The organism is Nocardia tenerifensis NBRC 101015 (genome assembly GCF_000308715.1).
GTDB lineage: Bacteria > Actinomycetota > Actinomycetes > Mycobacteriales > Mycobacteriaceae > Nocardia > Nocardia tenerifensis.
Genome location: NZ_BAGH01000177.1, coordinates 1 through 23,600 on the forward strand (window position 1 = coordinate 1; position 23,600 = coordinate 23,600).

The 23,600-nt window shown below is 68.4% G+C and carries 23 protein-coding genes; 11 read left to right on the forward strand and 12 right to left on the reverse strand.

The genetic code is table 11. From position 1 onward, the window contains the following. Both ON39_RS14110 and hutI read left to right on the forward strand, forming a co-directional pair. A partial coding sequence (locus tag ON39_RS14110; RefSeq protein ID WP_040734414.1) for an amidohydrolase family protein occupies positions 1-541 on the forward strand: 541 nt, incomplete at its 5' end. Further along, positions 529-1,686 carry an imidazolonepropionase gene (gene hutI / locus ON39_RS14115; protein WP_040734415.1) on the forward strand — a complete coding sequence of 386 codons (1,158 nt, stop codon included), beginning with the start codon at positions 529-531 and terminating at the stop codon, positions 1,684-1,686. The genes ON39_RS14110 and hutI, both read left to right, overlap by 13 nt. A 283-nt stretch (positions 1,687-1,969) precedes the next feature. Here the strand turns inward: hutI and ON39_RS14120 are convergent, their stop codons facing one another. After that, positions 1,970-3,088 (reverse strand): PQQ-dependent sugar dehydrogenase, encoded by a 1,119-nt coding sequence (locus ON39_RS14120; RefSeq protein ID WP_051186596.1) that lies wholly within the window; start codon positions 3,086-3,088, stop codon positions 1,970-1,972. 118 nt (positions 3,089-3,206) lie between these two features. On the opposite strand from ON39_RS14120, the gene ON39_RS14125 reads away from it, so the two are divergent. The 3 genes from ON39_RS14125 (at position 3,207) to ON39_RS14135 (ending at position 6,254) form a co-directional block, all read left to right on the forward strand. Then, positions 3,207-4,106, forward strand: coding sequence for a LysR family transcriptional regulator (locus ON39_RS14125; RefSeq protein ID WP_040734416.1), 900 nt, complete (start codon positions 3,207-3,209; stop codon positions 4,104-4,106). Positions 4,107-4,179: 73 nt separating this feature from the next. Further along, a complete protein-coding gene (locus ON39_RS14130; RefSeq protein WP_051186597.1) occupies positions 4,180-4,764 on the forward strand; it encodes a TetR/AcrR family transcriptional regulator in 585 nt (194 codons plus the stop codon). 11 nt (positions 4,765-4,775) lie between these two features. Beyond that, positions 4,776-6,254, forward strand: a complete 1,479-nt coding sequence (locus ON39_RS14135; protein ID WP_174412526.1) for an FAD-dependent monooxygenase — start codon at positions 4,776-4,778, stop codon at positions 6,252-6,254. Here ON39_RS14135 and ON39_RS14140 read toward each other — a convergent pair whose 3' ends face one another. The 4 genes from ON39_RS14140 to ON39_RS14155 form a co-directional block, all read right to left on the reverse strand. Then, a complete protein-coding gene (locus tag ON39_RS14140) occupies positions 6,255-7,160 on the reverse strand; it encodes a dienelactone hydrolase family protein (protein WP_040734419.1) in 906 nt (301 codons plus the stop codon). 53 nt (positions 7,161-7,213) lie between these two features. Beyond that, complete coding sequence (locus ON39_RS14145; RefSeq protein ID WP_040734512.1) at positions 7,214-8,134, reverse strand: LLM class F420-dependent oxidoreductase; 921 nt, start codon at positions 8,132-8,134, stop codon at positions 7,214-7,216. 252 nt (positions 8,135-8,386) lie between these two features. Next, on the reverse strand, positions 8,387-8,833 hold the full coding sequence (locus ON39_RS14150; protein ID WP_083894435.1) for a hypothetical protein: 447 nt from the start codon (positions 8,831-8,833) through the stop codon (positions 8,387-8,389). A gap of 125 nt (positions 8,834-8,958) precedes the next feature. Next, positions 8,959-11,436, reverse strand: coding sequence for an ATP-dependent Clp protease ATP-binding subunit (locus ON39_RS14155; protein ID WP_040734420.1), 2,478 nt, complete (start codon positions 11,434-11,436; stop codon positions 8,959-8,961). Positions 11,437-11,928: 492 nt separating this feature from the next. Here ON39_RS14155 and ON39_RS14165 point away from each other — a divergent pair, with 492 nt between their 5' ends. After that, positions 11,929-13,308 carry a hypothetical protein gene (locus ON39_RS14165; RefSeq protein ID WP_157195462.1) on the forward strand — a complete coding sequence of 460 codons (1,380 nt, stop codon included), beginning with the start codon at positions 11,929-11,931 and terminating at the stop codon, positions 13,306-13,308. Between the two features lie 330 nt (positions 13,309-13,638). On the opposite strand, the gene ON39_RS14170 is transcribed toward ON39_RS14165, so the two are convergent. Next, positions 13,639-14,751 carry an FAD-dependent monooxygenase gene (locus ON39_RS14170; protein ID WP_040734516.1) on the reverse strand — a complete coding sequence of 371 codons (1,113 nt, stop codon included), beginning with the start codon at positions 14,749-14,751 and terminating at the stop codon, positions 13,639-13,641. Between the two features lie 135 nt (positions 14,752-14,886). Here ON39_RS14170 and ON39_RS45885 point away from each other — a divergent pair, with 135 nt between their 5' ends. Then, positions 14,887-15,585 (forward strand): GntR family transcriptional regulator, encoded by a 699-nt coding sequence (locus ON39_RS45885; protein WP_169335883.1) that lies wholly within the window; start codon positions 14,887-14,889, stop codon positions 15,583-15,585. A 111-nt stretch (positions 15,586-15,696) separates the two neighbouring features. Here the strand turns inward: ON39_RS45885 and ON39_RS14180 are convergent, their stop codons facing one another. The 3 genes from ON39_RS14180 to ON39_RS14190 all read right to left on the reverse strand — a co-directional run bounded on the left by ON39_RS14180 (position 15,697) and on the right by ON39_RS14190 (position 17,373). Then, positions 15,697-16,044, reverse strand: a complete 348-nt coding sequence (locus ON39_RS14180; RefSeq protein WP_051186600.1) for a hypothetical protein — start codon at positions 16,042-16,044, stop codon at positions 15,697-15,699. A gap of 224 nt (positions 16,045-16,268) precedes the next feature. After that, positions 16,269-16,655 carry a hypothetical protein gene (locus ON39_RS14185; protein WP_040734426.1) on the reverse strand — a complete coding sequence of 129 codons (387 nt, stop codon included), beginning with the start codon at positions 16,653-16,655 and terminating at the stop codon, positions 16,269-16,271. Positions 16,656-16,935: 280 nt separating this feature from the next. Next, positions 16,936-17,373 carry a winged helix-turn-helix transcriptional regulator gene (locus tag ON39_RS14190; RefSeq protein WP_083894436.1) on the reverse strand — a complete coding sequence of 146 codons (438 nt, stop codon included), beginning with the start codon at positions 17,371-17,373 and terminating at the stop codon, positions 16,936-16,938. A 106-nt stretch (positions 17,374-17,479) separates the two neighbouring features. On the opposite strand from ON39_RS14190, the gene ON39_RS14195 reads away from it, so the two are divergent. Beyond that, on the forward strand, positions 17,480-17,947 hold the full coding sequence (locus ON39_RS14195) for a TIGR03618 family F420-dependent PPOX class oxidoreductase (RefSeq protein WP_040734427.1): 468 nt from the start codon (positions 17,480-17,482) through the stop codon (positions 17,945-17,947). Positions 17,948-18,325: 378 nt separating this feature from the next. After that, a complete protein-coding gene (locus tag ON39_RS14200) occupies positions 18,326-19,447 on the forward strand; it encodes an alpha/beta hydrolase (protein ID WP_040734428.1) in 1,122 nt (373 codons plus the stop codon). Positions 19,448-19,479: 32 nt separating this feature from the next. On the opposite strand, the gene ON39_RS14205 is transcribed toward ON39_RS14200, so the two are convergent. The 3 genes from ON39_RS14205 to ON39_RS14215 all read right to left on the reverse strand — a co-directional run bounded on the left by ON39_RS14205 (position 19,480) and on the right by ON39_RS14215 (position 21,984). Next, positions 19,480-20,040 (reverse strand): TetR/AcrR family transcriptional regulator, encoded by a 561-nt coding sequence (locus ON39_RS14205; protein ID WP_040734429.1) that lies wholly within the window; start codon positions 20,038-20,040, stop codon positions 19,480-19,482. Positions 20,041-20,300: 260 nt separating this feature from the next. Beyond that, positions 20,301-20,903, reverse strand: coding sequence for a Clp protease N-terminal domain-containing protein (locus tag ON39_RS14210; RefSeq protein ID WP_051186601.1), 603 nt, complete (start codon positions 20,901-20,903; stop codon positions 20,301-20,303). Positions 20,904-20,991: 88 nt separating this feature from the next. Beyond that, positions 20,992-21,984 (reverse strand): aldo/keto reductase, encoded by a 993-nt coding sequence (locus tag ON39_RS14215; RefSeq protein WP_040734433.1) that lies wholly within the window; start codon positions 21,982-21,984, stop codon positions 20,992-20,994. A 402-nt stretch (positions 21,985-22,386) separates the two neighbouring features. On the opposite strand from ON39_RS14215, the gene ON39_RS48760 reads away from it, so the two are divergent. Both ON39_RS48760 and ON39_RS14225 read left to right on the forward strand, forming a co-directional pair. Further along, positions 22,387-22,545: a hypothetical protein gene (locus ON39_RS48760; RefSeq protein WP_157195463.1), complete on the forward strand. Its 159-nt coding sequence runs from the start codon at positions 22,387-22,389 to the stop codon at positions 22,543-22,545. A gap of 14 nt (positions 22,546-22,559) precedes the next feature. Next, positions 22,560-23,456 (forward strand): TIGR03621 family F420-dependent LLM class oxidoreductase, encoded by an 897-nt coding sequence (locus ON39_RS14225; protein ID WP_157195464.1) that lies wholly within the window; start codon positions 22,560-22,562, stop codon positions 23,454-23,456. Positions 23,457-23,600 lie beyond the last annotated feature (144 nt).

The window sequence follows — 23,600 nt, forward strand, 5'->3', positions numbered from 1 at the left end:
TGACGCGGTCGCAGTGCACGCGACCCACCTCACCGACGCCGACATCGGCCTGCTCGCGCAAAGCCGCACCCGCGCGTGCTTCTGCCCGACCACCGAACGCGACCTCGGCGACGGCATCGGCCCGGCCCGCGCGCTGGCGGACGCCGGGGTCGGCCTGTGCCTCGGCACCGACAGCCACGCCGTGATCGACGCCTTCGAGGAGTGGCGCGCGCTCGAACTCGGCGAGCGCCTGGCCGCCCGCGCCCGTGGCCGCTTCACCCCGGCCGAGCTGTATCGCGCCGCAACCGATCACGCGTCCATCGGCTGGCCGGAAGCCGGGCGCATCGCCCCCGGCGCCGCAGCCGACCTGGTCACCGTCGACCTCGACTCGATCCGCACCGCGGGCACCGCGCCCGCGGCCGCGCTGTTCGCCGCGACGGCGAGCGACGTCCGCTCGGTGCTCGTCGCGGGCCGCCCCGTCGTCGCCGACCGCCGCCACCTGCGGGTGGACCATCCGGAAACCGTGTTGCGAGAGGAGATCGAGGCCCTGTGTCGACCCTGATCACCGGCATCGCCGAGCTCACCACCAATACCGGGGACGGCCCGCTGCGCGATGCGGCGGTGGTGCTCGACGACGCGCGCTTCGCCTGGATCGGCCCCGCCGGCGCCGCCCCGGCCGCCGACGAGCAGATCGACCTCGACGGCCGCGCCGCCCTGCCCGGCTGGGTCGACAGCCACACCCACCTCGTCTTCGCCGGCGACCGCACCGCCGAGTTCGAGGCCAGGATGGCGGGGCGGCCGTACCGGGCGGGCGGCATCGCCACCACCGTGGCCGCCACGAGAGCCGCCACCGACGACGAGCTGTCGGTCAACCTCGCCCGGCATATCGCCGAGGCCCGCCGTCAGGGCACCACCTGCCTGGAGACCAAGACCGGGTACGGGCTCAGCGTGGCCGACGAACTGCGCTCGGCGCGCCTGGCCGCGGCCGCCGCGGACGAGGTGACCTTTCTCGGCGCGCACCTGGTCCCGCCCGGCGCGAACGCCGACGAGTACGTCGATCTGGTGTGCGGCGACATGCTCGACGCCGTCGCGCCCCACGTGCGCTGGGCCGATGTCTTCTGCGAGACAGGCGCTTTCGACCGGGACCAGTCGGAACGGGTGCTGCGCGCGGCGCGCGAGCGCGGGCTCGGCCTGCGCGTGCACGGCAACCAGCTCGGCGAGGGGCCGGGGGTCGAGCTCGCGGTGCGCCACGGTGCGGCCAGCGTGGACCACTGCACCTACCTGACCGACGCCGACATCGAGGCGCTGGCCGCCTCCGACACCGTGGCCACCGTGCTGCCCGCCTGCGACCTGTCCACCCGGCAGAGCCTCGCGCCCGCCCGCGCGCTGCTCGACGCGGGGGCGACGGTCGCGTTGGCCACCAACGCCAATCCGGGGAGCTCGTATACGACCTCGATGGCCTTCTGCGTCGCCACGGCCGTCCTGCAGATGGGGCTCTCGGTGGCCGAGGCGGTGTACGCGGCGACCGCGGGCGGCGCGCGGGCGCTGCGCCGCGACGACGTCGGCGTCGTTCGTGTCGGTGCGCGCGCGGATCTTCAAGTGCTCGACGCGCCGTCGGTTACGCATCTGGCTTACCGTCCGGGCGTGCCGTTGACCTATGCGGTGTGGCGGCTGGGCCGGCCGGTCGTGGTGCCGGTGTTCGGCTGACCCGGGTGCGGCGGGCTGCTGATCGTGGGCGGTGGCCGCTGACCAGTGGGCGGTGGACCGTTGAGCGGTGGGCGGTGGACCGTTGGTCGGTGGACCGGTGGACCCCGGTGGACCGGTGGACCGGTGGACTGTTGGACTGTTGGGCCGGTGGGCCGGTGGACCGGTGGGCCGGTGGACCGTTGGGCCGGTGGACTGTTGGTCGGTGGACCGGTGGACCGGTGGACCGTTGGGCCGGTGGACCGTTGGTCGGTGGCCGGTGGACCGGCGGGCGGCGGGTCGACGGCTACCGGGCCGGGAAACGCAGGACGCGATCGTCACCGGGCCTGCGGTCGCCGCGTCCGTCGGTGTTGGACGTGGTGAGCCACAGCGCGCCGTCCGGCGCGACCATGACCGTGCGCAGTCGTCCGTAGCTGCCGCGCAACACATCTCGCGCCTGGCCGACCGCGCCGTCGCGCAGCGGCACCGTCCATAGTCGTTCGCCGCGCAGTGCCGCGGCGTACAGCGTGTCCCCGGCGATCGCTAGGCCCGAGGGGGAGGCCTCCGCCGTCGTCCAGGTGGTCAGCGGGTCGGTGAAGCCGCGATCGGCGCCGCCGATGCCCTCGACGGTCGGCCAGCCGTAGTTGTTGCCCGGCTCGATCAGATTGATCTCGTCGAACCGGTTCTGCCCGAACTCCGCGGCGAACAGCCGCCCGGCGCGATCCCAGGCCAGGCCTTGCACATTGCGGTGACCGACGCTGTACACGGGCGATCCCGCCGTCGGATTGCCCTGCGCTGCTTCACCTTCCGGGGTGAGTCGGAGGATCTTTCCGTTGGGGCTCGTCGGATCCTGTGCCCGCGCACTCTGTCCCGCGTCCCCGGTGCCGACGTACAGCAGGCCGTCCGGGCCGAACGCGATCCGCCCGCCATTGTGGATGCTGGACTTGGCGATTCCGTCGAACAGCAGCTCGGGCGTTCCGTCCAACCGGAATCGCACGAGCCGATTGTCGGACTCGGCGGTGAAATAGGCGTAGACGTACCGATTTTCGGCATATTGCGGCGACAGCGCCAAGCCGAGCAGCCCACCCTCGCCGCCCGCGACGACGCCGGGCACCCGATAGACCTGCTCCGGCGCGTGACCGGGACCGATGCGCAGCACGCGCCCGCTGTCGCGCTCGGCCACCAGCGCGTCGCCCTCGGGCAGGAAGGCCAGGCCCCACGGCGCGTCGATGCCCTGGGCGATCTCCTCCGCCGCGCCGAGATCGGGCGAGCCCGCCGGTTTACTCGGCGCCGTGCTGCGCACGGTCGAGGGGGAGGGCTCCGGCCGGTCGCTCGCGCATCCCGCGAGCGCGCCGAGGGCCACTATGACGGAGATCGCGACACCGGCGATGCGACGCCGCGCAGACCTGACTTCCGGATAACTCACGCGAGCACCTCCGACGATATTCCTGTGCACGCGGCGCGCGGGATGCGGCCGCATCGGTAGACCGCGCGCCACGAGCGGTAGCCTGACCCCAGTCTTGTCCCCGAACCACGCTGAGGTCATGGAACTTCGTCAACTGAGGTATTTCGTCGCGGTGGCCGAGGAGCTACATTTCGGCCGCGCGGCGGAGCGACTGATGATTGTGCAATCGTCGGTCAGCCAGCAGCTCGGCCGGCTCGAACGCGAGCTCGGTGTCGTGCTGTTCGAACGGTCGCCGCGTAGCGTCCGGCTCACCGAAGCCGGGGCGGCGTTCCTGCCTGCCGCGAAGAAGGTGCTGGCCGCCGAGCGCCGCGCCCGGACCAGCGTGGCCGAGTTCCTGACCCCGCCGACCGTGCTGCGCATCGGGACCAGCCGCGGCATGGGCGAGCGGCTCGAGCGGTTGCTCGTCGCGCTCAAGCGGCACGCGCCGGGGGTGAAGGTCGAGCTGACGTCGGCGGCGCTCGGGCAGCGGCTGCGCAAGGTGTCCGAACACGAGTGGGATGCGGCGTTTTTGCGCGGCGAGGTGGCGGCGCCGGAGGGCGTGCGCCAGATTCCGGTCTGGCACGACGAACTCGTCGTCGCGCTGCCCGCCGACCACCCGTCGGCCACCGACCGCTGCGTCGATCTGGCCCAGCTGGCCGAGCTGCCGCTCTACCTGACCAACCGGCTGAACAACGCGCTGCTCGACGATCTCGTGCTGACCGCCTGCGCCAAGGCGGGTTTCGAGCCCGTCTTCGGCCCCGAGCAGATCTCCATTCAAGACACCCTGGCCGCCCTGGGGGCGGGCGCCGCCGGCTGGACCGTGCTCTACGCGCCGCACGCCCGGCTGTTGCGCAGCAGCCGGGTGGCCTTCCTGCCGGTGTGCACGCCCGGCGTGCTCGCGCTGCCGACGGTGCTCGCGGTGCGCGACAACGCCATGGAGCGGCTGGAACCGCTGCTGGCCGCCTGCCGCGACGTCGCGCTCGGCGATCGAACCGCCTGATTCCGCTTGTCCTCCCGTTCGTTCTCCGCTATCGTCGAAGTGAACGAAACCGTACCGTTCACTTGGAGGGATCGTGATCAGGGGCGCGGAACGCGAGCAGGCGATACTCGCGGCCACGATCGAGCTGCTCGGCGAGATCGGTTACGCCGCAATGACAATGGACGCCGTCGCGGCGCGGGCGCAGGCGAGCAAGGCGACCATCTACCGGCGGTGGCCGGGCAAGCCCGCGCTGGTGAAGGCGGCGATGGACGCGCACGACGCCGCGTACGTCGCGGACATCCCCGACACAGGGACGGTGCGCGAAGACCTGATCGCGGCGCTGCTCGCCCTGACCGCGCAGGTCGACGACCACTACGTGACCATGATGACCGGCCTCATGCACGCCATGCGGGTGGACGCCGAGCTCGGGGCGGCGCTGCGCGAGCACGTCGCCGACGAGGACCTCGGCCCGTTCCGCACCGTGGTCGATCGCGCCGTCGCGCGCGGCGAGCTCCCCGAGGGCACGGCGACCGAACTGGCACACCAGGTTTCGGAGGGGCAGATCATGCGCCGGATGTTCCTCGGCGAGCCGCTCGACCGGGCGTTCCTCACCGAACTGGTCGACGAGCTGCTGCTGCCGATCCTCACCCGGACATTCTCGACGAAGGAAGATAAATGACGACAACGGAGCTGCCCGTGCTGATCGTCGGAGCGGGGCCGACCGGGCTGACCCTCGGCTGCGACCTGGCGCGGCGCGGGATCGACTGCCTGGTGGTGGACAAGGCGACGGAGCTGTTCGTCGGCTCGCGCGGAAAAGGCTTGCAGCCCAGGACATTGGAGGTCTTCGACGATCTCGGCCTGATCGAGGACGTGCTCGCGAACGGTGCGCCGTTTCCGTCGTTCCGCATGTACGCCGACACCGAGGTGCGATGGACGCGCACGCTGCACGAGATGCTCGGGGTCGCGCCGCTCGAGCGGGACCACGGCGTGCCCTATCCGGACGTGTGGCTGCTTCCGCAGTGGCGCACCGACGAACTGCTGCGCGACCGGCTGCTCGAACTCGGCGGCCGCCTCGAATTGGGCACGGAGGTGGTCGATTTCGAGCAGGACGACACCGGGGTCACGGTGACGCTGCGCCGCGACGGCGCGCTCGAGCGGCTGCGCGCGCAATATCTGGTCGGCGCGGACGGCGGCGGCAGCTTCGTGCGCAAGGCGCTCGGCGTCGGGTTCGAGGGCGAGACCTTCGAGACGGAGCGGACGTTGATCGGCGACGTCAGGGCCGAGGGCCTGACCGGCGACTACTGCCACATCCTCACGACCGGCGATGTGCTGGAACGCTTCTCGCTGTGGTCGATGCCCGGGACGGAGTATTACCAGTTCGTCGCCTCGATGACCACGGACGAGGTGCCGGAGCTGACGCTGGAAGGCGTGCAGAAGCTGTTGGACGAGCGGTCCGGTCGCTCGGACATCCGGCTGTTCGATTTGCACTGGATCTCGGTGTATCGCGTGAATGTTCGCATGGTCGACCAGTTTCGGGTCGGCCGCGTCTTCCTGGCCGGGGACGCGGCGCACGTGCACTCCTCGGCCGGCGGGCAGGGGCTCAACACCAGCGTGCAGGACGCCTACAACCTGGGGTGGAAACTGGCGGCCGTGCTGTCGGGCGGGCCGGACGCGCTGCTGGATACCTATGAGGCGGAGCGCTTTCCGATCGCGGCGCGGGTTCTCGACGTGACGACCCGGTCGCATCGGCGCGACTTCCGCGACGCCGAGCCGGGGCACGAGGCGCCGGATATCTTCCAGTTGAGGGTGAACTATCGTGGGGGACCGCTGGCGGTGGACGCGCGGGAGAAGCCGGGCACTGTGCGGGCCGGAGACCGGGCTCCCGACGCTCGGTGCGGTGATTCCACCCTCTTCGATCTGTTCCGCGGGACGCATTTCACGGTGCTCGGATTCGGTGCGGAGACTGACCGGGCGGTCGCCGAAATAGTTGGCGCGCAAGGCGAGCGGGTTCGGGGTCAGATGCTCGAAGTCGGCGACAGCGCGGCTTTCCGCAACTACGACATCGATCCGGCGGGCCCCGGCACGCTGGTGCTGGTCCGTCCCGATGGATACATCGGCGTGGTCGCCGCGGATCCGGGCCCGATCCAGGACTACCTCGCTACCTGGTGATCAGCCCAGATGCGCTGCGTACCAAGCGAGTACCCGCCGCCATGCCTCCTCGGCGGCGGCCGGCGCGTAACGCGGCCCGGTGTCGTTGAAGAACGCGTGGTCGGCGTTCGGCGCGACCCATATCTCGTGGGGCGCGGCGGTGCGTTGGAGGGCGGCCTCGGCGGCCGGGCGGGTGGCGCCGACGCGGGCGTCCGCCTCGGCGTAGATGCCCAGCACGGCGGCCTTGGCGGCGGACAGGTCGCCCTTGTCGGGGAACGGGCCGTAGAACGGCGTCGCCGCGTCGAGGGGAGACGGGCCCGAGGCGAGCAGCAGCCAGACCAGGCCGCCGCCGAAGCAGAAGCCGGTCGTGCCGAGCCTCCCGCCCGGCACCCGCCGCCCGAGTTCGTCGAGGCCCGCGCGCAGGTCGGCGAGGAACTGCTCCTGCGGGGTGTTGCTCAACTCGGCGGTGGCCTGCGCCGGGTCGGTGAACGCGGCGGTGCCGCCCTTCTCGGAGAGCAGGTCCACCGCCAGGGCCGAGTACCCCGCTCCGGCGAATCGTCCTGTCACCGAACGGATGTGGTCGGTCAGGCCCTTGTTCTCGTGCACGACCAGCACGCCGCCGCGCGGCTGTGCGGCCGCCGCCCAGGCGCCCTGGAGTTCGCGATTGCCGGGTCCCGCGAAGGTGATCGGCGTCGCCATTAGCGCGGTGCTCATCCCCGGCGGCGTCGAAGGTGTTGCGGCGGAAGGGGCTTGGGTGGTGACCGGCGGCTCGGTCTGCTCGCTCGCGCACGCGGCCAGCAAGGCGGCCGCCGCCGGAACGCCGAACCCGAGCAGGCCGAGCCGCCGCAGCGCCTCGCGCCGATTCAGCAGGCCGTCGGCGTGATCGGCGGCGATCTCCTCCGCGATATAGCGCTGCAGCGGCGTCATGCCCACCAAGGTAGGCTTCGACGCCGCCGCGCGCGTGGCTTTCGGCTCCGCGGCTAGAGCTTCGCCTGCACCTGGTCGGCGATCAGCTCCAGGTGGTCGAGGTCCGACAGGTCGAGGATTTGCAGGTAGATGCGCTGGGTGCCGATCTCGGCGTAGCGGCCGATCTTGTCGACCACCTCGGCGGGCGAGCCGGCCAGGCCGTTCGACTTCAGCTCGTCCACCTCGCGCCCGATCGCCGCGGCCCGCCGGGCCACCTCGGCGTCGTTCGCGCCGACGCAGGCGACCAAGGCGCTGGAGTAGACGAGGTCGTCGGGGTTGCGGCCGCGGGCTTGGGCGGCCGCGCGGACCCGGCCGAACTGGGCGGCGTTGTCCTCTATCGAGGCGAAGGGCATGTTGAACTCGGTCGCGTACTGGGCGGCCAGTCGCGGCGTGCGGGTGGCGCCGTGGCCGCCGATCAGCACCGGGATCGGATCCTGCACCGGCTTGGGCAGGGCGGGGGAGTTGCTCAGCTGGTAGTACTGACCGTCGAAGTCGAACGTGTCGCCCGGCTTGGTCGACCACAGACCGGTGATGATCGCGAGCTGCTCCTCGAAGCGCGCGAATTTATCGGCGGGGAAAGGGATTCCGTAGGCGGCGTGCTCCTCGGCGAACCAGCCGCTGCCGAGGCCGAGCTCGACGCGCCCGCCCGACATCTGGTCCACCTGCGCGACCTGGATCGCCAGCGGTCCGGGCAGCCGGAAGGTGGCGGCGGTGACCAGCGTGCCCAGCCGGATCCGCTGGGTCTCGCGGGCCAGCGCGGCCAGGGTGAGCCAGGCGTCGGTGGGGCCGGGCAGCCCGTCCGCGTCGCCCATCGCCACGTAGTGGTCGGAACGGAAGAACGCGTCGAATCCCAGATCCTCGGTGGCTTTGGCGACGGCCAGCAACGTGTCGTAGCTCGCGCCCTGCTGCGGCTCGGTGAATATGCGCAATTCCATGATCACCATGGTGCCCCAGGACGCTTCCGATCGGTACGACCGGGCCGTGTGGCGCATCCCCACTGTGCACCGCGCCACCGCGACTGTGCACCGCGCCACCGCGACTGCGCACCGCGCCACCGCGACTGCGCACCGCGCCACCGCGACTGCGCACCGCGCCACCGCGCGACCTGAGACCGCAGCTGCTGGCGGTCGATGCCGCCACGCGTCGAGAGATCGCCGAACTCATCGCCGCTGCCGACGGACGAGCCGTCAGCCGCAGCGAGGCGGCGGGGCAGGCAGATCCACCGCGCCGTCGATCACCTCGCCGGTCTCGTGACGTATCGCGTGGACCGTCATGTGATTCGGTATGCGCGTCACCGGATTCGGGTGCACCTCGCGGATTCCGGTGGCGGTCGACACGTCGTCGTCATTGGTGAAGAACGGTGTGCCGTTGTCGGCGAAGGTCACCGACCAGTGCTGGCCCGCGCCGGTGGTAGCGATCTCGAACTCTTCCCCGGCCACCAGCCGGTTCGGTGCCGGTCCGTCGTCGTCGTACATCGACTTCAGCGTCCACGGTGTTCCCAGGCTGCCTTTGCCGCTGTCGGACCCTCCACGACCACACGGACGGTCCATCGCTTGGGCCGCACCTCCGGTGACCACCCCCGCCGCCACCATCAGCCCACTCAGCAACACCACCGCTGGAACACGTACAGACATCGCGAATACCCCTCTCGGAATTGTTCTTTCACCAATCGATAGGGAGGGGGGTTACACGGTGCGGAACTGAAGCGGGCGGTCGAACTTTCCGGCCACCCGATGTCGCGATAGTCGCCGGCGGCGAATCACCTGCCGGCGGACGCCGTTTCGGTGGCGACGGATCGGCTCGTGCCGTCCGGGGCTTGCGCACTCACCAGGATGCCGGAATCGTCGGCGTCCACTCGCACGGTACTGCCCGCGGTCAGCTCCCCGCCGAGCACCATGGTCGACAGCCGGTTCTCCAGCTGCTTCTGCACGGTCCGCTTGAGCGGGCGGGCGCCGAACTCGGGCTGGTAACCGTTGTCCGCCAGCCAATCCCGCGCGGCGTCGCTGACGTCCAGGCTCATGTCCTGGGCGCGCAACCGGCGCCGCGGCCCGTCCAGCACCAGATCCACGATGTGCCGCAGCTGTTCCCGGTCGAGGCGGTGGAAGACGATGGTTTCGTCGATGCGGTTGAGGAACTCCGGCCGGAAGTGCTCGCGCAACCGCCGCATGAGTTCCGGGGTGATCGAATCCAGGTCCCCCGCAGGAGCTTTGAGGATCACCTCGGAGCCGATATTGCTGGTCATGATGACGATGGTGTTCTTGAAGTCCACCGTGCGGCCCTTGGAGTCGGTCACCCGCCCGTCGTCGAGCAGTTGCAGCAGCACGTTGAAGACGTCCGGGTGCGCCTTCTCCACCTCGTCGAACAGGATCACCGAATAGGGTTGGCGCCGAACCTTGTCGGTGAGTTGGGCCGCGTCGTCGTAGCCGACGTACCCGGGAGGCGCCCCGACCAGCCGCGAGACGGTGTGCTTCTCCTGGAACTCGCTCATGTCGAACCGGATCATGCGGTCTTCGTCGCCGAATACCGCCTCCGCCAAGGCCTTTGCCAGTTCCGTTTTACCCACGCCGGTGGGCCCCAGGAACAGGAAGGAGCCGATCGGGCGATTCGGGTCCTTCATCCCGGCGCGGGCCCGGCGCACCGCCTCCGCGACGGCGACGACCGCCTCCTCCTGCCCGACGACCCGCTCGCGCAGCACCTCCTCGAGCCGCAGCAGCCGTTCACGTTCCTCGGAGGTCAACTCCGACACCGGAATTCCGCTCTGCCGCGACACCACCTCGGCGATATCGGTCAGCGTCACCGTCGCCGGATTCTCGCCCCGGGTGTCATCGACCCGTTGCTCGGCCGCCTCGATCTCGGACTTGAGATCCCTGGCCTTCTCGAAGTCCTCGGCGGCTACCGCGGCGTCCTTCTCCCGCCGCAACCGCGCCAGCTCCTCCTCGGCGGCACGCACATCCGGATCGGGCATCCGGGTGCGCAACCGGACGCGCGCGCCCGCCTGATCGACGAGATCGATCGCCTTGTCCGGCATGAATCGGTCCGTGATGTAGCGATCGGACAGCTCGGCGGCCGCGACCAGCGCCTCGTCCTCGTAGCGCACCTGGTGATGTTCTTCGTAGGCGTCGCTGAGCCCGCGCAGGATCTCGATGGTGTCGGCGACCGAGGGCTCCGACACCATCACCGGCTGGAAGCGACGCTCCAGGGCGGCATCCTTCTCGATGTACTTGCGGTATTCGTCGATGGTGGTCGCACCGACGGCATGCAGCTCGCCGCGCGCGAGGGCGGGCTTCAGCAGATTGCCCGCGTCCATGGACCCCTCGCTCCCGCCGCCCGCGCCGACGATGGTGTGCAGTTCGTCGATGAACAGCACCAGCTCGTCGGAGTGCGCGCGCACCTCGTCGAGGATCTTGGTCAAGCGTTCCTCGAACTCGCCCCGGTATTTACTGCCCGCCACCAGCGAGCCGACGTCGAGCGCGATCAGTCGGCGATCGGCCAGGTTGCTCGGGACGTCACCGTTGACGATGCGCTGGGCCAGGCCCTCCACGATCGCGGTCTTGCCCACGCCGGGATCGCCGATCAGCACCGGATTGTTCTTGCGGCGGCGGGACAGGATCTCGACGGTCTCCTCGATCTCCTCCGCTCGCCCGACCACCGGATCGATCTTGCCCGCGCGCGCCTCCGCGGTCACATCGCGACCGTATTCGTCGAGGGTGGGGGTATCGCTCGGCGCGGAAGAACCACCACCGGGAAGTTTGGCGCCCATCAAGGCTTGCGCCGCCGGCGTCTCCGACATCGTGGCGATACCCAGCAGGATGTGTTCGGGCCCGATGTAGCTGCTGCCTGCCTCGGCGGCACCGCGTTGCGCGTGGCGCAGCGCAAGCTTCGCTCCCGGGCTCAACGCGACACCCCCGCCGGCCGTGGTCGCCGACGCCTGGCCGCTGCCCGCCGCAGCGCGCATCTGCTCGCCGATCTGGTCTGGATCGAGATCGAGCTCAGCGATCGTGCCGCGCGCGGGTTCGACCTGCGTGGCCGCGTACAGCAGATGCTCCGGCGTCACCTCGGCATTGCCCCAGTCGCGCGCCGCCTGCTGTGCCTTCGCGATCAGCTCCTTGGCGTTGTCGCTCAGCAGCCGGTTCAGATCGATGCGCTGCACCGGCGGCTGCGCGCTCATACCGGAACCGAAGAAGCGTTGAAAGATGTCGTCGAAGGAATCGAACGAGTTCGGCCAACCCTGGGTCATCTCCACCTCACTGCGTCGGCGGCGCCCCTGCCGGGATACGCCACGTGATCACGATCGGACAGGACGAGCTGGACCCGGCCCAGACTACGGGCCGAAAAACCAACCATCCGGTCCTGATGCGCGATAGCAATCGAACAGTGATGCGCGATCACGTGCCGGTTCGGATACACGCTGCTGTGTCGAGTAGTGACCTCCTCATCCCACTGGGTGCCCCACACGCCTGCGGCCGACATGACATGCTGCACGGTCAGCACGCCACGGGGCGGTGCTCGGTCGCGCCGGGCTGGCCCCGGCCTCGGGAAGGCGTGCAGCCGCGTCACCGACGAGCTACGTCCAGCCGCTTGATCTGCACGTAGACGGAGCACCGCCTGGTGGATGGGTCGGCCGAATGCTCGCCCGGCGGCGGTTGCCGGGAATGTCGCTGGCGCCCAATACGATCGAGCGGATCGCCTGCCGAGGCTTGCGGCAGGCGGAGTGTGACGTCAGGAGTAGATGGTGGGCGCGGAGTCGATGGGGGCACTGGATATCGGAGCTGCGCTGGCAGTGCTGGGCGACGGTACGCGAGGTGCCGAATGGGCTCAGGCCGAGACGGTCTTGCGGCAGGCCGGCCCCGCGGCGTGGCCTGGTTTGGCCGAATTGATTGTGGTCGGTGCCGATGAGAGCGCGCAACGCGCTGGCGCGTTGCTCGGATTCACACATATCACCGACGAAATCCGCATGCGAGTGTTGTCTCTGCTGGACGAGGACCCGGGCGAACGCCGCGAGAGCGTCATCGATTTCGGCCTAGGGGGCGCCGCGATGGTGCCGTTCGCGCGTGTGCTGGCCACGAGTCTCGACGATCCGGACCCGTCCGTGGTCGCTGCGGCTGTGGGCGCGTTCGCGAGCATCGGTCGCGCGACAGTGCCGGTCCTGAGGGAAGTCCGGCAATCGAGGCTGCGATCGCGGCGCGCGGCCTTGGCGGCGCTCGCTGAAATTGGTTGGGATGCGATCGATCCGCGTGACGCGCGCCTACTCACCCGGCTGATCGCAAGCAAATCCCGGACCGAGATCCCCCAATCGTTCTATCCCAACGCCGAGTGGTACGCGCTGCGATCCACCGACCGCGATGCGGTGTTGCGTGCGTTCGATCTGTCGGATCCGGTGCCGGTCACCATGCGCGCCGGATTCGAACGCTGGTCCACCCGGCGCACGAAGCCGTCGGGGCACTGGCTTTTCGGCGGGTGGGCCGACCACCGTCAGTGCGGCCAGATGTTCGTCTCGCCGGCTATCGACGGTTGGACATTGGTCTTCGGCAAGCCGAAACAGATGTACCACGAGTATGAGTACGAGCACGACGCCCAGCAACGCCGATGTGTGGATTTGAGCCGTGAGTTCGGGACGGTTTACTGGTATGTGCAGATCCAGAACGGAGGCTGCGGTGACTGGATGAGCTGGTGCGCGGCCGAACATGGCGCGCTGACTCGCTACTACCACCACGATTTCTACGGAGACGCTGTCGAAGTCGGTGAACCGTTGGCGGCCGAAGCAGGTCTGAGAGACCCCGATGCTGCCGGGTTGTGGGGCCTGATGAACAGCCATCTGCCCCACGAGCGGATGCTGTCGCTGATCCGCGCACAGCCCGATTATGACGATCAAGACCTCGATGACGCGGCTTTCGATGCGGCGCAGCAGATCTGGGTCGGCCGGGTACGGGCCGCGCTCGCCGAGGTCGGCATAGATATTCCGCCGACCCGCAGCGCCGCCCTCATCGCGCAACGTACGACCGTCGGCCTCGGCGAGCTCGGAGCCGACTCTCAGGTCGAGGGCCACGGCGTCTTGGCCCTGACCGAATGTGGAAGACGATGGGGGCACCGCGGCGCGTTCCCCCTGTAGCAGGGGGCGCATCCCCGAAGTGCTGTCGGCATTCCCATCGATTCGGTCTTCGTCTGGTACATCCGGACCGCCACCTGGCCTCGCAAACGATATCGTCTGCTCCGCGGCGATTCATCTGACCCGATAACCCTGCGGGACAAAGGTTCTCGAACGAGTGAGCACGGGCGTGACCTGCGCAGAGCAGCCCCGTCGACGCACCGTGTCGCCGCGACCCGCGCGGACCGAAGTGGTCGGCGCGGGCCTGCGGAAGATCAACGGGCGGACCGCATCTCAGCGTCCGCGATGTACTGAAATGCCGATGAGCGAGTTCATGTAATAGCGAAGCTGCAATCACAGTATCGGGGGCCACTGCCGGTTGCGGGCTTCGATCGCTTCCCGGTTTGCAGGCAGGAGGCGGTCCCGTGCCTGTGGAACGCCGCCCTGGGCGCGGTCCACCTGAGGTCGCATCGCCTGTTCGTAGCGGCCGAACGCTTGGGCAATGTTTCCGTCGCAGGTGGCCCATGCGGTGGCCAGGACGTCGGCGCCGATCATCGCCAGCGATGTTCCCTGGCCGGAGAAGAACGACGGTGCGAACGCCGAGTCACCGAGCAGCACCACCCGGCCACTCGACCACCGGTCCATATGCACCTGGCTGGCCGAGTCGAGATAAAAGTCTTCGGACCTTTTGAGTGCGTCCAGCAGCTCGGCGACCTTCCAGCCCCGCGCGGAGGAGTACTCGTCGAACACCAGCTGCCGTTGTTGCTCGACGTCGTGGTAGTCGTAGGCGATTTCCGGAGAACGGAAGAGGAAGCCGCCCATCGTCCGGGCCGCGTAATCAGCGATCAAGACCGACCGGCCGGGCATGCTGAACAGGAAGGCCTCTCCGTCGGCACCGAGTTCGGCCGGCAGGGAAAGGATGGCGTAGTACACACCCAGGTGCCGCCGGAACCGCTCCTCCGGCCCGAAGACCAGACGCCGGGTGCCGGAGTGGATCCCGTCCGCCCCCACCAGCACCTCGTACCGGCCGCGCCGGCCGCTGGCGAATCCGACCGCCACCGCGTCACCGGTGTCGGTCACCTCCTGGATGGAGTCCTCGTAGATAAAGGTGGCCTCCGAGCCGACCGCCCCATGCAGGATGTCGATGAGGTCGCTGCGGAAGATCTCCAGGTCGTCCGGGCTGTCCTGGGGAAGTTCGGTCGGCAGTGCGCCGACCTTCTCGCCGTTCTCGTCCACGATGTGGGTGAACGCGCTCCGCTGGGCGGCGCCGGTCTCATGGGCGGCGAGTACGTCGAGGATGCCCATGTCGGCTGCCACTTGGAGTGCGGCACCCCGGACATCGATCGGTGCTCCGCTGCGGCGCAGCTGCGGCGCCCGTTCCACCACGGTGACCTCGACGCCCCGTGCGCTGAACCGCTGCGCTGCGGCCAAACCTGCGACGCTGGCTCCGCTGATCAAGATGGACATGAAGACCACTCCCTTCATAGAATTGCATGCAATCTAGTCCATATTGCATGAAAAGTGGTGTGTGGTCGACTTACGGTGCTCAGGGCGAGCGCAGGCACGGTCGATACGCGAGTGATGATCGAGGAGAGGGTGAGGATGTCGGACAACGACCGCACGCGGCAGAGTGTGCAGATCGTCGAAGACCTGACGGCATCGCTGGCGGACCGGATCGCCAACGGGGAGTTCCCGCTCGGTACCTGGATGCGCCAGGCGAAGGTGGCGCAAGACTACGGCGTGAGCCGGACGCCGGCGAGCCTGGCGCTGAGCAGGCTCGAGGCAATGGGTGTCCTGGAACGCGTGCCCAACCGCGGGTTCCGGGTCCGTTACCCGTTAGTCCAGGAGATCATGGAGCTGTTCGAGGTTCGCGCGGTACTGGAGGGACACGCCGCTTACCGCGCGGCGAGCCGGATCACCGATGCGCAGCTCCAGCAACTCTGGGACCAGGTAGCCGGCTTCCGGTGGGCCGTGCAGATGATTCGCGACGGTGCGGACCCCGAGGCCGTCGGCGCGCCATGGCAGCAGTCGTTCAGCACCTTTCACCGAATGGTCTTCGAGGCCGCGGGCAACAGACAGCTGCACGAGGCGGCCGACGCGTTGTACCGCAAGCTGCCACGCATGGTCTCCTGGCGGGCACTGCGAGGCGACCCCAGGTCGCTCGCCCAGCACGCCGACGAGCACGAACACATCGCCAAGGCCATCGAAACGCGCGACGGGGCGCAAGCCCGGGAACTGACCGTCGCGCACATCGAGGCAGCACGCGAGCTCATCATCGCGCACCTGCCGATTCCGGACTGAACCGCCCGTCCAGATCTGCTGCCCGGCAAGGCCTTCCAAACGCGCTTTCGTGCCGATTATTTGATGTAGTAGATGCAGTATGTAGAAGTCTCCGACTTCGGGGACGACACCTCACCACAGATGCAAGAAGCTGCGGACATCGTCGTAACCGTCGAGCGCTCGACCGTCGACATCCGAAGGATCGGCCTCGGCCCGGGCCGCTAACAACTGCACCAGCGCCAAGGCTTCGTCGCTGAGATACCCGAAACGACGGGCGGTGTGTCCCAAACACAAACCGGCGAGGCCCAGCAGCGGACTACCGGAGACAGCCCGTGTCCCGACTTGCACACACCAGTGCTCGATGAACTGCGCGTCCGCACAGTTCAATGCGGTCCCGACCAGGGCGGTCGCAGCCTCTCCTTCGGCCGTGCGGTCGCGCAAGGCCCGCTCCAGCGTCTCGATCACCGCGGCGTGCGTCATCGCGGGAGGGTTCTCGAAACGCGGCTCAGAGGGCACTGTGCGAGGTTACGTGCCCGGTCCGCGCCGCATCAGATGCGGTGCCAGGCAACCGCTTCGAACATCTTGTATCGCCACCTATCGCGCGGTCCCGAACACGCGCTTTGCCGTAGAGTGCCCGGCTGGTTGGCTTGAGCCGCCGCGGTGGCGAATCGATGTACGCGCCGCCGAGCGAACGCGGGGCGAGATCAGAGACCGCAGGGTGTGCCGGCCGCGTCCAGGGCGGCGGTGAGAGCGGGATCCTTCATCACCGTGTCGAAGTCGTCGAGGTTTGTCGCGGTCTCGAGCCGACTCAGGTGTGTCGCAGCAGTATTCAGCGCGTCTTTGAGCGCGCCCGGGTCTGCGGTGTCCGCCACGGCGCGGAGGTCTCCGGCGGTGTCGAGGTAGATCTGGCGCAATTCGGAGAACGAGCCCGCGCCGCCGAGTGCTCCGAGCCGGTTGTTCAAATCGGTCCAGGCCTCGTTGAAGGCAGCGCACGTCGCCTCGTCGTCGACCGCTCCCGCGGTACTGGCAACCGCGGTGAGTCCGCAGGTGACGACCATCAGCGCCGACACGACAAGAGTGGTTCCTCGCATGGGTGTGTCCCTTCTCCCGAGGCGATCCCCGGCACCGGACATCTTCTCAGCACAGCGAGCTGGTGGTTGGGCCTTACCGACGCTGTTGTGCCACCAGATCGAGAAACGATGCGACGAGCGTTCTGGTCCGAAGACGCAGTCGACCCGTCCCGCTGCTCGCCGATCGGCTCGAATCGGACACGGATGTCCGTCGGCAAACGGACTGTATTGCCGCTGGGCGGGCGTTCCGCGCGCCGAGATCGACTGCCGCGCAGGACATCCGGCATTGCCGATGAGCGAATCATGCTGATCCGGTCGATGTGACACCGGATGCGTCCCGATCGTCGTCGTAGGTTCTGCGGGCCGCGGCGATCGCGTTACGGTTGCGGTCGGCCCACCCCGTCAGCGCCAGCAGAGTCTGATACAGCTCCCGGGCCATCGGTGTGGCTTCATACTCGGTCTTCGGAGGAGCCACGGGATACACCGTGCGGCTCAGCAGGCCGTCACGTTCGAGGTTACGCAGCGTCAGTGTGAGCATGCGCCTACTGACACCGTCGATTTCGCGTTCGAGTTCGGTGAAACGCATCGGCCGGCGAGAGGTCAAGAGCAGGACTCCGATAGCCCATTTGCCACTAACCCGGTTGAGGACTTCCAGCACCGAACAAGCCTGCCCGAGCGGCGAATCATCCTCGCCAACCGCCTCGACCTGCACTGGAACATCGCTGTCACCGTGGAACATGAAAGTGCCTTCTTCCGCCCGGCATGACCGTGACAGATCATGCTCTCAGTAACAAATAGTGCACCAAGACAACGGAAGGGGCACCATGTCCGATATCCGAGAACCGATGTATGAACCAGGTCGGGGAGCGGCTCCGACCCGGCTACCCGCGGAGCGGCTGGACCGGCTTCTCGCCGAGCATCGGATGGGAGCGCTGGTGACCGTCAAGCGCGACGGGAACCCACACTTGTCGACCGTTGCCTACCAATGGAATCCGGGCACGCGTGTGATTTCGATCGGCTCGACCGCCGATCGTGTCAAAGTCCGTCACCTCACCCGAGATCCACGCGCCGCGCTGTATGTGAGCCGTTCGGATCATCTCGGCTTCGCGGTGGCCGAGGGCATTGCGGAGATCTCTCCGCTCAGTACGGTTCCCGGCGACGCGACAGGCCGCGAAATGCTGGCTATGTTCCCTGAATTCGACAACCCCGACGACGCCCCGACCTTCCTTCGGAACATGGTCACCGACAACCGGCTTGTGATCAGGCTCCGGGTCGCGAAGCTGTACGGCGACACACTTGCTGCCCAGCTCTGACCTGCAGCAGCTCAATTGTCAGGAACTGTCGGCCAAATCGGAACATACGACGGTTACGGGGCTGCTGGATCCGACGGTGACTGCGAGGTGGGCGTTAGCTTCGTCGGAGACGCGGCTCCCGGTCATCACGAGCCGACCGTGCGGGATCGGCGAAACGAGGACGGCGCCCGCACTTGATCGTCCGTCCGGATCCATTGCCCGGCACGGCTTTCCAACGCGCGCTCATGCCGATTGCAACGCGATTCGGGTTTGGGGCCGATGCGGATCTGCGGCCCGCCTCCTTCTTGACTGACGTCCAAGAAGCCTTTACCGTAGCCGCGACCGCCCTTCTTGGATGACGTCCAAGAAGGGCGGCGGTGAAGCGGAAGGACGCGAATCGTGGAAATCAGTGGGCAGGCCGATCGGCGCGAGGCGGTCGCGGTACGGCGACGTGAGGTCTCGTTCCGCTCGGGCCAGGACGAGTGCGCGGCATGGCTGTACACCGCACCTGAACTGGACGGCCCGCGTCCGATGGTGATCATGGGACACGGGCTCGGGGCGGTGCGGGAGATGCGCCTGGACGCCTACGCGCAACGGTTCGCCGAGGCGGGGTGGTCGGTGCTGGTGTTCGACTACCGTCACCTCGGGGCCAGCGGCGGAATGCCGCGCCAGCTGCTCGATATCGACCGCCAACGCGCCGACTGGCATGCCGCACTGGCCTTCGCGCGCACGCTACCGGAGGTCGATGTCGACCGGATCGCGTTGTGGGGCAGCTCTTTCGGCGGCGGCCATGTTCTTCAGGTCGCTGCCGAAGACACCCGTATCGCCGCGGTCGTGGCGCAGTGCCCCTTCACCGACGGGCCGGCGTCGTTGCGCGCACGTATCCGGACCGGTCCATTGAGCGTGGTGGTGTTGACAGTGGCCGGTGTCCTCGACACGGTCGGTTCCTGGTTCGGCGCGAAACCGATCCTGTTGCCGATGGCGGGCACGTCCTGGATGCCCGCCTTCGTCGCCTCACCCGACGCACTCGCCGGTGCTTCGGCACTGCTGCCCGCGGGGACTCGGCTCTCGCGGCGCACCAGCGCGTTGCTGAAACGGCTGCCCTCGGTGCGGGCTCAGGTGTCGAAGAACATCGAGCTGACCGAGAACGACGGTGGGGAAGAACCTCTGACCGGTGTCGGTCGCGACAGCATGTGGGGTGTCTTGCGCGGCCCGGCAGAAGAATTCGATGCCGCCAACGCCCTGGCCGCACGGCTGGTGCTGCGCCTTCCGCTCGATCGGCCCGGTCGCGCACTGGCTCGCTTGCGCACCCCGACGCTGCTGTGTGTCTGCGATCATGACGCGGCCGCGCCCGCGACGGCCACCAAGCGTCACGCGCGGGGCCTGGCGCACGTGCACGTCCAGAGCTACCCGTGCGACCACTTCGGTATCTACGTGGGCGAGCATTTCCAACGCGCCGTGCGTGACCAACTCTACTTCCTGGCAATACAATTCGACTACACCGCGCGCACGACGCAGTAGGCCGCCGGGGTCGTCGACGCGGGGCCAGGCACTCAGCCGGCGGCTGCGGCGAGACTCCGAGCGCTGTTGAGCAACGTCTCGATCACCGCGCGCCGCTGGGCCTGCTCGCTCGGATGCGTCAGCATGCCCTCGACGACGAAAACGCCGATCGCGACCAGCGGATCCACCTCGTCGGCAGGCACGCCGAGCTCGATCAGCTCTGCCCGGAACAGTCCCTCGGACAGCGCGTGGAACTGCTCATGCCATTCCTGGATGGCCGCGGATTCCCCGGCGCGGGTGTGCACCGTGCTCACCAACCGGCCCAGCTGCTCCAACTCCTCGACCAGCCACAACAGCCGATCGGTCAGCTCGGAGTCCAGTACTTCGCGGTAGGAGGCCATCGAGTCGGCCAGGACCGCGTCCAGGACCGCGATCAAGACCGCGTCCTTGTCCTGGAAGTACCAGTACAGCGTGTTCGACACCACCCCGGCCTCGCGGGCGATCCGCGTCATCGATGCTGCGTCGTATCCCTGCTCGACGAACAACCGCCGGGCGGCTGCCACGATCTCGGAGCGTTTCTCTTCCCGATCTTGCGGACGTCTGTTGCGAGGCATCTCCAGTCCCGACCTAGTTCCTGCCCCGATGCTATCTTGGCCAGCCCCCAAGAACAGCCGGGACCCGATCCTGACACCAGTCTCGAGTAGCCGCTGGCCGCGCGCTGGTCGGCCGCCCGAGTTGGCTGGCTGCCAGTGCTTCTCGACGCGTGCCCATGCCGTTTCCGATCATCGGAAAGCAGATTCGGACACTCTGCTCCCGTTGTGGTTCGATTCGTTTGCTGATCGAGCGGACCGATCGGGCTACGGGGCGTGTGCGGTCAGCCTGCCGCTGCGGGCGGTTCCGCACCGAGTCGGCGGGTGATGAACTGTCGGAGCCGGTCGACCTCCTGGCGCAGCAGCGCGTTCTCCTTCTCCAGCGAACGGATGACCATCCGAGCCGTCGCGGAGGAATCGAGTGGGGCGGGCGGCGCCGAGGTGGGGCCCGCCGCGCTGGACATGCTTCTGATGCGGGCGCGCATGGCCGGCAGGTCGGCGCCCTTGCTCAGCACGACCGCAGCGGCCACACCTTCGGTCTGGCGGAGCAAGGCGAGCAGGATGTGCTCGGCGCCGATGTAGCTGTGGCCCAGTGCCATTGCCTCCCGCAGGGACAGTTCCAGCGCCTGCTTGGCTCCGGCAGTGAACGGGATGTGCCCCGATGACGCTTCCATGTCCGCGCGGCCGACGGTCTCCTCGATGTCGGCGCGGATCGTCTCCGGCTCGATGCCCAGCGATCGGAGTGCCCGAACGCCCACGCTCTGCTCGTCGCTGAGGAGGGCGAGCAGAAGGTGTTCGGTGCCGATGTGGTCGTGTCCGCGGCCGCGGGCCTCCTCTTGGGCCCGAACCACCGTCGTGCGAGCCTGATCGGTGAAGCGTTCGAACATTTCACCATTGTGCGCGTATTACGTTGCAGAACCACCGGTTTCGTGGGGGCGTCAACGAGCTGGACGTCGTGCACGTCGAGCTTACCGGCTAACCCTGAGCGACCTCAGCGGTGTGCACGGGGATGTAGCGCTCGCCCATCACCTGGTCGCTCAGCGGGTCCAGCGCGGTCAGCGCCTCGATGTCGAGGGAGAGTTCTAGCGCGGCCGCGTTCTGCTCGAGCCGGGCCGGGCTGCGGGTGCCCGGAATGGTCACCACCGCCACCCCGAGCCGCTCGGCCTGGGCGTACACCCAGGCCAGCGCCACCTGGGCCGGGGTGGCACCCAGCCGGTCGGCCACCTCGCGGACGGTCTGCGCGATCTTCTCGTTGGCCCTGCCCGCCTCGCCGGCGAAGCGAGGGTTGGTGCGCCGGAAGTCCTTCTCGCCCAGCGTGGATCGGTCCAGGGTGCCGGTCAGGAAGCCCCGCCCCAGCGGCGAGTACGGCACCAACCCGACCCCGAGCTCGGCCATCACCGGGGTGAGGGTCTCGACGTCGCGGGTCCACAGCGAGTATTCGCTCTGCACCGCGGTGATCGGGTGTACCGCGTGCGCGCGGCGCAGCAGCTCGCCGTCGACCTCGGACAGACCCAGATGGCGGACCTTGCCCGCCTCGACCAGCTCGGCCATCGCGCCGACGGTTTCCTCGATCTCCACGTCCTGGGGCGGCCGGTGGGCGTAGTACAGGTCGATCACTTCGACGCCCAGCCGCAGCAGCGAGGCGTCGCAGGAGCGCAGCACGTAGTCCCGGGCACCGCGGATGCGGCGTGCCTGGTCGCCGCCGCTGCGGTCGATGCCGAACTTGGTGGCCACCTGAACCTGGTCCCGGCGACCGTGGATGGCCCGGCCCACCAGCACCTCGTTGTGCCCGGCGCCGTAGGCGTCGGCGGTGTCCAGGAACGTGATGCCCAGCTCCAGGGCCCGCCCGATGGTGGCCAGGCCGCCGTCCCAGTCGGCGGCGCCGTAGCTCTCGCTCATCCCCATACACCCCAGACCCATCGCGCTGACGATGAGACCTGGCGAGCCGAGCGTAGTTCGGGTGATCATGCGCGGATACTCCTCCTGCCCGGCGGACCGGGCGGTACCTCGAGAGCTGACGAACGCCTCCGACGCTAGGACCTGGAGTGCACTCCAAGTCAAGCCGGAGAACCAGCCCCGCCGGCGGGTCAGGCGCGGCGGGTGAACAGGTCTCGCGCGGGACCGCGTCAGTGAGGAGCGTGCCGCCGTCGAGACCCAGCAGTGGGACGGGACTGTCCAGTTGGGCTTCGGCCAGCGCGGATCCGCTGTAGCCACAGAGGATTTCGGCCTAGCCGCGTGTCCGACCAGGCCGGTGTAGCCGCCGCCTGATCCGCCACGCGGTCGATCGTCCACGTGTCCTGGGCGATCCAGGTTGACGTAGGTAGCGTGCTCACCGCCGCGCCCGTCGCGACGGAGGCAATCGTGCCGGCGGTGTCGAGGCAGACATGTGCCAGGATCTGCTCACCGTTCCATTCCCGGGCCGGGCGCGCCCGAATCGACCACGGCGGCAGCGGCTTCCAGCAGGGCACGGTAGGCCTCGCGCTACGCGGTGGTGCCGAGCACGGTCCCTCCCACGGCGCGCCGGTGTGAGTACTGTCGATGGAGTGAATGAAGATCGAAATAGTGTGACACCGCGGCCATTTCGGTTCTCTGTCGGCTTCGGCGGCGCTGATTCGCGTACCGAGTGGCAGAAGAAGGCACAACAGGCCGAAAGCCTGGGCTACGACGTGATCACGGTGCCCGACCATCTGGGCATGATTTCGCCGTTCCCCGCATTGATCACGATGGCGGAGGCGACCAATCGCGTGCACGTCGGCACCATGGTGCTGGACGGGGCCTTCTACCGGTCCGCCTGGCTGGCCCGCGATGTCGCGAGTGTGGCGCAACTGACCGACGGGCGGTTCGAGTTAGGGCTCGGTGCCGGACCGGATTTCGCGAAACCCGAGTTCGAGGCCCTGGGACTGCCGTTCCCCAGCGCGCGGCGACGCATCGAGCACCTGCGCGAGCTCATCATCGAGACCAAGGCGCTGTTCGCAGGCGATCACCAACCGCCGGTGCATCACCGCATTCCGCTACTGGTGGCCGGAAGTGGTGACCGCCTCCTGCGGGTAGCCGCCGCACACGCCGACACCATATCGCTGGCCGGGATACCCGTCGGCGCCGATATCGACTCCGACGAGATCGGCGACGCCGCGCTCGCCCGCCGCTCCCAGTTCGTCCGTGACGCTTCCGGAACACGTTGTGCCGAAATCGAATTGGGGCTGACGGTGCAGGCGGTAGAGGTCGAGGGACACGACGCGGTCGATCTGACACTCGCCCGCATGTTCCAGCCCACCTTCTCCGATGCGCAGCTGCGCCACCTTCCCGGGTTCCTCCACGGGTCGGCCCACGGCATCGCCGACACCCTGCGGCGTTACCGCGACGAATACTCCGTCAGCCATTTCTCGGTCAACGAGACACAGATGACGGCGCTGGCGAAGGTGATCGAAGAACTTCGGTAAATGCTCGGAGCGAAAACAGTTCCTCATGGCGCTCTTCCGCGCGGCGTGTGACAGCCGCGCGGACCGCCGGAAGATCGACGCGCCGACATCATCTCGGCTGACCGAACAACCGGTATTGCCGAATTTCGGGCGACAGTCTCGGAG

Excerpts from the sequence above, each read along its gene's own strand:
- ON39_RS14185 (WP_040734426.1), bottom strand. The coding sequence starts at position 16,655 with ATGCGAGGAACCACTCTTGTCGTGTCGGCGCTGATGGTCGTCACCTGC.
- ON39_RS14190 (WP_083894436.1), bottom strand. The coding sequence starts at position 17,373 with ATGTTCCACGGTGACAGCGATGTTCCAGTGCAGGTCGAGGCGGTTGGC.
- ON39_RS14215 (WP_040734433.1), bottom strand. The coding sequence starts at position 21,984 with ATGATCACCCGAACTACGCTCGGCTCGCCAGGTCTCATCGTCAGCGCG.
- ON39_RS14195 (WP_040734427.1), top strand. The coding sequence starts at position 17,480 with ATGTATGAACCAGGTCGGGGAGCGGCTCCGACCCGGCTACCCGCGGAG.
- ON39_RS14170 (WP_040734516.1), bottom strand. The coding sequence starts at position 14,751 with ATGTCCATCTTGATCAGCGGAGCCAGCGTCGCAGGTTTGGCCGCAGCG.
- ON39_RS14125 (WP_040734416.1), top strand. The coding sequence starts at position 3,207 with ATGGAACTTCGTCAACTGAGGTATTTCGTCGCGGTGGCCGAGGAGCTA.
- ON39_RS14140 (WP_040734419.1), bottom strand. The coding sequence starts at position 7,160 with ATGACGCCGCTGCAGCGCTATATCGCGGAGGAGATCGCCGCCGATCAC.
- ON39_RS14165 (WP_157195462.1), top strand. The coding sequence starts at position 11,929 with ATGGTGGGCGCGGAGTCGATGGGGGCACTGGATATCGGAGCTGCGCTG.
- ON39_RS14150 (WP_083894435.1), bottom strand. The coding sequence starts at position 8,833 with ATGTCTGTACGTGTTCCAGCGGTGGTGTTGCTGAGTGGGCTGATGGTG.
- ON39_RS14205 (WP_040734429.1), bottom strand. The coding sequence starts at position 20,040 with ATGCCTCGCAACAGACGTCCGCAAGATCGGGAAGAGAAACGCTCCGAG.
- ON39_RS45885 (WP_169335883.1), top strand. The coding sequence starts at position 14,887 with ATGTCGGACAACGACCGCACGCGGCAGAGTGTGCAGATCGTCGAAGAC.
- ON39_RS14180 (WP_051186600.1), bottom strand. The coding sequence starts at position 16,044 with ATGACGCACGCCGCGGTGATCGAGACGCTGGAGCGGGCCTTGCGCGAC.
- ON39_RS14155 (WP_040734420.1), bottom strand. The coding sequence starts at position 11,436 with ATGACCCAGGGTTGGCCGAACTCGTTCGATTCCTTCGACGACATCTTT.
- ON39_RS14210 (WP_051186601.1), bottom strand. The coding sequence starts at position 20,903 with ATGTTCGAACGCTTCACCGATCAGGCTCGCACGACGGTGGTTCGGGCC.
- ON39_RS14145 (WP_040734512.1), bottom strand. The coding sequence starts at position 8,134 with ATGGAATTGCGCATATTCACCGAGCCGCAGCAGGGCGCGAGCTACGAC.